Genomic DNA, 1,097 nt, shown 5'->3' with positions numbered 1-1,097 from the left:
TCGATTTGTTGGAACTGTACAGTGAGTTGGTCACTTAACCACGTAAAATCAACGTTCGAAAAGTACGCGCCCCAAAATAGGAATGGGCTTAGCATCAAAAAGATGAAAGGTTGACATCCCCAACCACCACGCTGATAAAGCGCAAGAAAACAAGAGGTTGGAGAACGGAATATGTCCAACAACATTACGAGTGGGTTACTTGACGGGTTCATACACTTACCTTAGTTACATCTACGTACAGCTTAAGTTTTTGACCCGGTTTTAGGTACTTCTGCTTATGCAGCGAGTTCCATTTTACGATGTCGTTGCTCTTCACCTTGAATTTGCTTGCGATGCCACTGATGGTGTCGCCAGAGCGAACGTTGTAGAACACGGTACGAATCACGGCGCCTTGGTCTGATTTTTTCCAAATCACCAGCTTTTGACCGACGCGCAGGGTATCTTTTGGTCCCATGCCGTTCCATTTTGCTAGCGATTTGTGTGAAACCTTGTTGTCACGAGCGATAGACCACAAACTTTCACCCGATTGCACAACGTGTGACAGTTTCAGCTGGCCACGAGCTTGCGATTGCGTTTTGTTCAAACGGTTTTGCGCTGTAAGTGCGTACTTTGAATCGTCTTTGGTTGACGTCGGAATAAGTAAGTACTGACCAATGCGAATGTTGTTGTTCGACAGGCCGTTAGCACGACGAATCACTTTTGAGGTCGTACCGTATTTCTTCGCCAACATACTCAACGAGTCGCCAGATTTGACTTTGTAACGCGCGACTTTCATGCCTTTACCGCGATTGCTCTCAACTTGAGTTAAGAACGCATCCTTCTTCTCCACAGGAATAAGAAGTTGATGAGGCCCTTCTGGTGCGGTGGACCATTGGTTGTAGGCAGGGTTGTAGCTTTGCAGCTCTTTTACCCCGATGCCCGCGTAATCAGCAGCGATAGCGAGATCCAGTTGTTCTTTCGGATCGACTAACGTCAGCACTGGTTTGTTTGGGATAGATGGAATGTCGATACCGTACTTTTCTTGGTTTGCCACCACGTCCGCAAGAGCGAGAAGTTTTGGCACGTAGCTACTGGTCTCTTTTGGCAGATCTAAAGAG

General features: G+C 46.9%; 1 protein-coding gene and 1 pseudogene. Both read right to left on the bottom strand.

Annotated features, from left to right (window positions below; translation table 11 throughout):
- Positions 1-212 (bottom strand): annotated as a pseudogene (locus R7O12_RS26445) (hypothetical protein); the annotation flags it as partial.
- Positions 209-1,097: LysM peptidoglycan-binding domain-containing protein (locus R7O12_RS26440; RefSeq protein ID WP_318127039.1), on the bottom strand; the 889-nt coding region annotated here is incomplete at its 5' end. The pseudogene R7O12_RS26445 and the gene R7O12_RS26440, both read right to left, overlap by 4 nt.

It is taken from the genome of Vibrio sp. Vb1574, from assembly GCF_033338675.1.
The sequence above is the reverse complement of the archived record's forward strand: the minus strand, read 5'-3'. Positions and strand labels throughout refer to the sequence as shown.